Origin of the sequence: Streptomyces capoamus (assembly GCF_014654935.1) — a bacterium.
Taxonomy (GTDB): Bacteria; Actinomycetota; Actinomycetes; order Streptomycetales; family Streptomycetaceae; genus Streptomyces; species Streptomyces capoamus.
Map to the genome: position 1 here is coordinate 56,114 of NZ_BNBF01000033.1, position 8,152 is coordinate 64,265.

Sequence of the window (8,152 nt, forward strand, 5' to 3'; positions counted from 1 at the left end):
TCCAACTTCCCGTTGAAAGCCGCCACCTCGTCAAGGGCCCGTGCTTCGGCCTGGCGATGCTCGGCACGCTTGTGCTCCAGCGTCGCCAGCCGCTTCTCCTCGGCTCGCCTGTGGCGCTCTTGTGCCTCGCCGAACCGCACACGCGCCTCAGCAACCGCAGCTTCATAGCGCTTCCTGCCAAGACCCAGGACAGCAGCCAGACCGCCAGGCTCTGGTGGCGCGAACTCCTCCCAGCGCGGTGAAGGCTCCGGACGAGACCAAGGACGCTCGTCAAACTTCTTCGACGTGTGAGTCCTTCGCCGGCGCTCAAAGGTCGTAGGCGGATCGCCCACCAACGCGTCACGGAGTAACTGCCCTAGCTGCTCGACCTCGTGCTCGACCCCGATCGTGCGCACGCGCGCCTGCTCGGCCTGCTGCTCCTGATACGCGGCCTTCCGCTCGCGCTCCTGCCGCTTGCTGGCCGTCTCGGCGGCCTTGCGTTCCCGCTCCGCTTGTCGTGCCCGTTGCTCCTGTGCACGTCGTAACGCTTGCTGCTGCCGCTGGTAGTCGTTGCCTCGGCCGCTGCCCCGTTGCGCCACCTGCTATCCCTCCCCTGGCCTTACTCCGCCACAGGGCTGCATTCCCCTCCCACGTCACAGAATCACGCAGGGCAGGGACGTCACCTCATACCGGACCGCACAGTGCACCGTTGACTCAGGTCGTCTGTACCTCGACCGACGACGGTCAGCCACGATGGCGAGTCTGCCGACCGACCAGGCGCGCGTGTGCCTCGCTGCACCCCCACCGGCCTCAGCCACGCTATCGGTGCCGTCGGCCAGAGCGAGTATGGCTCGCTGAGCCCCCACCGGCCTCAACCCCGCTGCTCCTGTGTTGTGTCGCCTCCGAGGCAGCCGGCGACAAGCCCTCAGCCAACCTTGTTGCCTGAGGCCGCTGTCCCGGATCTTCTTGCCTGCTCGCGCCCTGGGATTTGTTCGCCAATTTCGTTCAAACGCCTGCAACCACAGGCCTCTGCGCGAGACACTTGTCGCCTGTTCATAGGCCTTGAACCTCATCGCCACCGCCCAACTGGAGTGTTGATGAACACTGCCATTTCGCAGGTCAACCGACTCTTTGTCAGCTACGCCCATGCGGATAACAAGCTGTTCGATGACGCTGTCAAGTTTCTCGCCGAGGACATAAAAGGGTTCTACGCGGCCAAGACGGGAAATGAGCTGTCAGTATTCTTTGATCGCGAAAGCATCGGATGGGGCGATGACTGGCGTTCTCAAATTGACGGCGAGCTGGAGAATGCCGCCATCTTCATGCCGGTCATCACCATGCAATACTTTAATCGCCCTGCGTGTCGAGATGAGCTGAACGCCTTCAATCAGAGCGCAAGAAGACTAAACGCGCAGTATCTCATTTTGCCAGTGGTCATAGCTGGCGCTAATTCCATTCGAGCCGATCACCCAATCCCCGAGGTCGCAACCATCGAGGCGCTTCAGTTCCGAAACCTGGAAGAAGCATTTCTGGCAGGGCGTGGAACAGCTGAGTGGCGTAGGGCGCTCAGCGGCTTGACGGACGAATTGATTCAGCTCATCTTCCGGGCAGAACTCGCAGCACCAGCGAGCACTTCGAGTGAGCATCCCGACGGCGCCCCCGACACTGGCCCTGACGACGACAGTGACTTCCTAACGAGCATAGGTGAAATGGAACACCTGACCCCTGTGCTAACTCAAGAGGTTGAGCAGGTATTAATCGATCTTAATGTTTGGTCTGAGGTAGTTAAGGAGAACAGCTCACGGATGAGGTCGGGCCTCACGGCACAACAGATGCGGGGCGTTTCTATCGCAGTCGCCGATCAACTGAAGCGCCCATCCGAGAAGCTGCATGACTCCGGTGTCCAGCTCGCCAATACAGTCGAGAAAGCTGATGCCGTGATGAGTTCCATCCTGGAGCAGATCTCACAGATGCCGAATCGAGAAGAGAGGGACGCGTTCAAAAGGTTGGTAGTAGGGGCACAGGGCCCTCATGATCTTCGTGAGGTTGTAGATAATATGGCCGATCTCCTGGACAGCATGGTGCCTGTAGAGGTGATGAGTTCACCTCTGCGAAAAGCTCTTAGGCCTGCCCGGATCGGAATCACGAAGATTCAGGATGCGGTCCGCGTGGTGGATCGGTGGGGAAAAGCACTCTAATACTCCAACAAGCTCACTACGGACAGTTGGAGGGCGGCCGTCACACGTGTGAAGCGCCTGCTGAACAAGCAGGTCGGTGGAGCGCATTTGGGCTGGAGCTGGTTTGGTGCGAGTGATCATGGCCCATTACGCTAGCCCGCGGATCGGGCAGGTTTGTGAGCCTGCCCGTGAGTTCCCGATCTTGGGCCTTCGAGGCTCGCGCCAAATTGGCTTCCTAAAGCCGTGGAGCCGACCGCCCCAGCCACTGAGGGTTTTCCTACCTCCTCCCTCATGCACGCAGCGCGCCGCCGGGCGCGGCCAGCCGCAGCGCAGATAGGAGGCAGCCCACGCCGCAGAGGCAGTCCGCGCCCGCGCCGTGCGCGGGCCTTGATGAAGGAGCAGAAGTGCGGGTCGTTGCCGTCCAGAGGGTTAAGGGGCCTGACTGCGAAGACCTGGCCATGAGCTCACCGACCTACACGGGCGTGAGCCAGGAGACAGTCGTGGACTCGCTTGAGGTGCGTTCGGCGCCGCCGGAGGGCTTGCAGCGGAGTTCCAGGGCCACGATGCCGCGGGTGAGGTTCCTGTAGGCGAAGGTCAGCTTGTGGCCCTGCCGGAATCCCGACGCTGACGACCAATGGGGTGGACTGACACGGGGAGATCCACGAGCAACGTGACCTGAAGGGCCGCGTTGAGGGCGAGACGCGCACGGTGCCGGGGCATCCGGCCCTGACGCGCATCCTGCGGCAGCACATCGCCGACGAACAGCTCCAGCCGGGTGATCTGCTCTTCCAGGGTGAGTTCGGTGGGATCCTCGCCGGCTCCGTCATCCGCCGGGCGTGGCGCAGCGCGCGTAAGGCCGTACTGCCCCCGCACGTCTTTGAGTCACCCACCGGACGGCGCGTTTACGACGACCGGAACACGCGCCTGACGCAGTGGCTCAACGACAGCATCCCGCCCGCTCAGGTGGCCGAGTGGGCCGGGAGCAGCGTTGCCGTGCTGCTGGCGACGTACGCCCGGTGCATCGACGGGCAGCTGCCGGACCTGAAGCGGCGGCTGGAAGTCGCGGGTGACCTTCCGGAGGCGGAGGCGGAGGCGTCGGGCGCCGGCTGATCTTCGGCCGGTCGAGAACTTCGACACGTATTCGACACAGCCACCCCCGAGAACCCGGTGACAGCCGGACAGCCCCGGAGTCTGCCCTTGATCGCAAAGAGGGCGTCCGGGGCTTCGTCGTACCCGTCGACAACCGCTCTGACCAGCGAAAAGCCCTCCCCAGGGGGAGGGCGGAGACTGGCGCCCCCGGCAGGACTCGAACCTGCGGCCAAGCGCTTAGAAGGCGCCTGCTCTATCCACTGAGCTACGGGGGCCGGTGGGGTGGCCTCGTGTGCGGTGCCCTGGAGGGGGCTGACCCGTGACGTTGCCGGGGTCAAGGATAGGGCTCCCGGTTCCCTGACCCTGTCGCTTCGCCTCCGTGGCTCGATGTGGAGGTTCGGTGAAGCGGTCCTGATAATCGCAGGCAGGTACGAATCGTGCACGGCTTTTGACGCCCGGTGCCACCGGGTGTTGTGCACTCGTTATGCCTGGCCTGTGCCCATGTCCCGCTCATCCCTTCCGCCCGATCTGTTCCGTCGGCGCGCAGACATGTCCATATGCTTCAGAATTCCCCTAAAATTGGGCATTCTTCGCATGTGGTGACCTTGGACGTACGGCCTCAGCTGCTCGACACACTCTCCGCTCTGCGCGACCGTGTCGCCGCCGCACGCTTTCCGCTGCCCCTCGCGGGGGCGCCACGCGCGCGTGCCAACCGCGACGAACTCCTCGCGCAGCTCGACGACTATCTCGTTCCCCGCCTACGGGAGCCCGAGGCGCCGCTGCTGGCCGTCGTCGGCGGCTCCACCGGCGCGGGCAAGTCGACGCTCGTCAACTCCCTCGTCGGCCGGCGCGTGAGCGAAGCGGGTGTGCTGCGGCCGACCACCCGGACGCCGGTGCTGGTCTGCCATCCGGAGGATCATCACTGGTTCAGCGGGATGCGCGTGCTGCCCCACCTCACGCGCGTGTGGGTGCCCCAACAGGACCCCGTCGACGAACTCGTGATCTCCGACGACGATCCCGCGCGCGTGATGCGCGTCGAGACCGCCGACAGCCTCCCGCGGGGGCTCGCCCTGCTCGACGCACCCGATATCGACTCGCTGATCGCCGACAACCGCGTCCTCGCCGCGCAACTGATCTGCGCCGCCGACATCTGGATCATGGTCACCACGGCCGCCCGCTACGCCGACGCCGTCCCCTGGCACCTGCTGCGCACCGCCAAGGAGTACGACGCGACCCTCGTCACCGTCCTGGACCGGGTTCCCCACCAGGTCGTCTCCGAGGTGTCCCGGCAGTACGGCGCCCTGCTCACCAAGGCCGGGCTCGGTGACGTACCCCGCTTCACCGTGCCCGAGCTGCCCGAGTCCGCCTGGGGTGCCGGGCTGCTGCCGGCCACCGCCGTCGCGCCGCTGAAGAGCTGGCTCGTCCACCACGCCCAGGACCCCGCCGCCCGGCAGCACGTCATGGCCCGTACGGCCTACGGCCTGCTCGACTCGCTCAAGTCCCGCATGCCCGAGCTGGCCGGCGCCGCCGCAGCCCAGTACGCGGCGGCCCTCCGGCTCACCTCCGCGGTGGAGTCCGCCTACGACAAGGAGCACGCGCGCGTCCGGGCCCGCCTCCAGGCCGGTGCGGTGCTGGCCGGCGACGCCCTCAAGCGCTGGCGCGCCTTCCCGCTGGACTGCACCGCCGGGGAACTCCTGGACGCCCTCGTCGAGAGCCTGGCCGCGCTGCTGCTGTGCGCCGTCACCGCCGCCGACGAGCGCGTCGACGACGCCTGGCGGCGCGAACCCGCCGCCGACGCACCGGAACTCGCCGGCCGCGAGGCGTCCCTGGAGCGGGCCGAGCACCGTATCGGGCTCGCGGCCCGGCGCTGGCGGCGCGAGTTGGAGGAGTACGCCGAGGACGAGGTACGGGTCCTGGAGCGCACCGGCGCGCCCGACCCCGAGGTGGTCGCCGCCCTGGTCGCCACGGCCGTACTCGGCGGCCGCCGGGCCCGTACCGCCGGCGAGGGACTCGCCGAACGGCTCGGCGCCCACGGAGTACTGCGTCTGCGCGATCGGGCCGGACGGCTGCTCATCGAGCACGTGGACCGTGTCATGCACGCCGAACGCGAGCGGCGTCTCGCCCCGCTGGACGCCCTGGACGTCCACCCGGAGCCTCAGGCCGAACTCATCGCCGCGCTGTCCGTACTGCAGAAGGAGAGGTGACCGGTGACCGCCGTCACTGACCAGGACCACACGGATCACACCGAGCACATGAGGCGCGTCGACCACGGCGGCGACAGCGGCGGGAGAGACGCGAGAGACGGGAGCTCGGGTGCCGTGGACCGCGTCGAGCGCGCGGGCGCCCTGCCGGAAGCGCGCCCGAACCCCGTGCAGGAGCAAGGCGCCGGCGGCGGGCGCGGTTCGGGCGGCCGTCCCGCCGTCGACGGTCACTCCGAGGGCGAGGACACGGGCATGGGCGAGGAGAAGCGGGGCGTGGGGAGTGTGGCCGAGGGGGACGACGGCGGCGACCGACCCACGCGCGGCAAAGACGGCAAAGACGGCAGGGGCGGCAGGGGCGGCAGGGACGGCAGAGACGGCAGGGACGGCGAGGTCGGCAACGCCGCCGAGGGGGAGAAGGAGGACCCGGGCGGCAGCGACGGCAAGGCGGATGAGGGCGACAAGGGTGACAACGGCCGCCCCGCGCGCGCGGGAGGCGGCGAGCGTCCCGCGCGCGGGCACCGTGCCGAGGAAGGCGGTGTCTCCGTCCCCCGGCCGCACGCCCACCCGTCGAAACCCCGTCCCGCGGCCGACAGCGCGCCCCAGAAGGCGGACGCCGTGCTCCGAAAGACCGACAGCGCGCCCCCCAAGGCCGACGCCACGCCCCGAGGGACCGACGCCACGCCCCAGAAGACCGGCGCCGCGTCCCAGAAGGCCGACGCCGACTCGGAGTCCTCCTCGGAGGCCTGGGACGACGGTCTCATCGCACGGCGTGTCACCGAGGCCAACGCCGCCGCTCTCGCCGCCGACCGCGCCTCGGCCGGGGAGCCGGCGCACCGCGGGCCGGGCAGCCACAGCCCGGCCCCGCTGGCGTACGACGGCCCGCTGCGCTCCCGCCTGGACGCCCTGCGCGAACTCGTCGGGCTCTCCCGCACCCGCCTGGACAACCGCACCCTCGCCGAGGCGGGGCGGGTCCTGGACGAGGCCGCCGCGCGCCGCAAGCTCTCCGGCCGGCACACCGTCGTCGCCCTCGCCGGCGCCACCGGAAGCGGCAAGTCCCAGTTGTTCAACGCGCTTGCCGGCGTGCCCATCTCGGAGACCGGCGTACGACGCCCCACCACGGCCGCGCCCATCGCGTGCAGCTGGAGCGACGGCGCCGCCGGCCTCATCGACCGGCTGGGCATCCCGGGCCGGCTGCGCCGCCGCCCGCTGCACGGTCCGGACGTCGAGGGGCAGTTGCGCGGGCTGGTCCTGGTCGACCTGCCCGACCACGACTCCGCCGCCGTGCAGCACCGCGAACAGGTCGACCGGATCCTGAAGCTGGTCGACGCGGTCATCTGGGTGGTCGACCCCGAGAAGTACGCCGACGCCGTCCTGCACGAGCGCTACCTGCGGCCAATGGCCGGTCACGCGGAGATCATGTTCATCGTCCTCAACCAGGTGGACCGGCTGCCCGGGGACGCCGCCGACCAGGTCCTGGACGACCTGCGGCGGTTGCTGGACGAGGACGGCATCGCGCTGGGAGAGCACGGCGAACCGGGCGCCACCGTGCTCGCGCTGTCCGCGCTCACCGGTGACGGGGTCGGCGAGCTGCGGGAGTCGCTGGGCCAGTTCGTGGCCGAGCGCGGCGCGGCGGCCCGCCGGGTGTCGGCCGACGTGGACGCCGCCGCGACGGATCTGCGGCCCGTCTACGCCACCGGCCGGCGCGTCGGTCTGAGCGAGGAGGCGCGCGAGGACTTCGCCGCGCGGCTCGCGGACGCGGTGGGTGCCACCGCGGCCGGTGAGGCCGCCGAGCGCGCCTGGCTGCGCAACGCCAACCGGGCCTGCGGCACGCCCTGGCTGCGGCTGTGGCGCTGGTACCAGGGACGGGCCGATTCCGCGACGGGCCGTCACGCCGTACGCACCCAGGCCGACGAGGAGGCCACGGCCCGCCAGCGCGTCGAACAGGCGGTGCGTACGGTGTCCGAGCGGGCCTCGGCCGGGCTGCCCGCGCCGTGGGCGCAGGCCGTGCGCGAAGCCGCCGTACGCGGTTCCCACGGGCTGTCCGAGGCGCTGGACGACCTGGCGGCACGGGCCGGGATGCCGGCGGGCCGGCCGCCGCGGCCGGGCTGGTGGCCGGTGGCCGTACTGATCCAGGCGGCGATGACCCTGCTGCAGGTGACGGGCGGCGCGTGGCTGGCGGGGCAGATCGCCGGGGTGATGGCACCCAACCTGGGGATTCCGGTGCTGCTGATGGTGTGCGGGATCATCGGCGGGCCGCTGGTGGAGTGGGCCTGCCGGATGGCGGCGCGGGGGCCCGCACGGCGCTACGGCCAGGACGCGGAACGGCGGCTGCGGGAGGCGGCGGCGAGCTGTGGCCGGGCCCGGGTGCTCGATCCGGTGGCATCGGAGCTGCTGCGGTACCGGGAGGTGCGGGAGCAGTACGGCAGGGTCGTGCGAGCCGGGTCCCGGGTGGGCTGAGACGCCGCCGCCGGCGCCATGGGCGGGATTGCCGGCGGGCTGTGGGCGGAGCCTGCCGGGGATGTCGGCGGGGCGCTCCCAAGACCACGGGTGGGGGGAGTCGCCGGGGATACGGGTGGGGTCCGCCCGGAGGTGCATGGGGCGCTGCCGGGGCCATGGGCGCGGGAACCGACGGAGTCATGGGTGGGGGAACCGGCGGAGCCGTGGGTAGGGGAGCCGGCGGAGTCATGGGTGGGGGAACCGGCGGAG

At 69.7% G+C, this 8,152-nt stretch carries 4 protein-coding genes, 1 tRNA gene and 2 pseudogenes; 4 read left to right on the top strand and 3 right to left on the bottom strand.

Translation table 11 applies throughout. From position 1 onward, the window contains the following. Positions 1-578 (bottom strand): annotated as a pseudogene (locus IE312_RS43130) (restriction endonuclease); the annotation flags it as partial. 498 nt (positions 579-1,076) lie between these two features. Between IE312_RS43130 and IE312_RS34240 the strand changes: the two are divergent. Continuing rightward, the gene (locus IE312_RS34240) at positions 1,077-2,177 is read left to right on the top strand and encodes a TIR domain-containing protein (protein ID WP_189986120.1); all 1,101 of its coding nucleotides are present in this window, start codon (positions 1,077-1,079) and stop codon (positions 2,175-2,177) included. Between the two features lie 383 nt (positions 2,178-2,560). Here IE312_RS34240 and IE312_RS43135 read toward each other — a convergent pair. Continuing rightward, positions 2,561-2,754, bottom strand: a pseudogene (locus IE312_RS43135) (NUDIX hydrolase); the annotation flags it as partial. Positions 2,755-2,864: 110 nt separating this feature from the next. Here IE312_RS43135 and IE312_RS34245 point away from each other — a divergent pair. Further along, a complete protein-coding gene (locus IE312_RS34245; protein ID WP_229900773.1) occupies positions 2,865-3,266 on the top strand; it encodes a site-specific integrase in 402 nt (133 codons plus the stop codon). Between the two features lie 178 nt (positions 3,267-3,444). On the opposite strand, the gene IE312_RS34250 is transcribed toward IE312_RS34245, so the two are convergent. Continuing rightward, positions 3,445-3,520: transfer RNA gene (locus IE312_RS34250), tRNA-Arg, on the bottom strand. 321 nt (positions 3,521-3,841) lie between these two features. Between IE312_RS34250 and IE312_RS34255 the strand changes: the two genes are divergently transcribed. After that, a complete protein-coding gene (locus IE312_RS34255; RefSeq protein WP_189986121.1) occupies positions 3,842-5,449 on the top strand; it encodes a dynamin family protein in 1,608 nt (535 codons plus the stop codon). A gap of 3 nt (positions 5,450-5,452) precedes the next feature. Continuing rightward, complete coding sequence (locus IE312_RS34260) at positions 5,453-7,903, top strand: GTPase (RefSeq protein WP_189986122.1); 2,451 nt, start codon at positions 5,453-5,455, stop codon at positions 7,901-7,903. Positions 7,904-8,152: the final 249 nt, after the last annotated feature.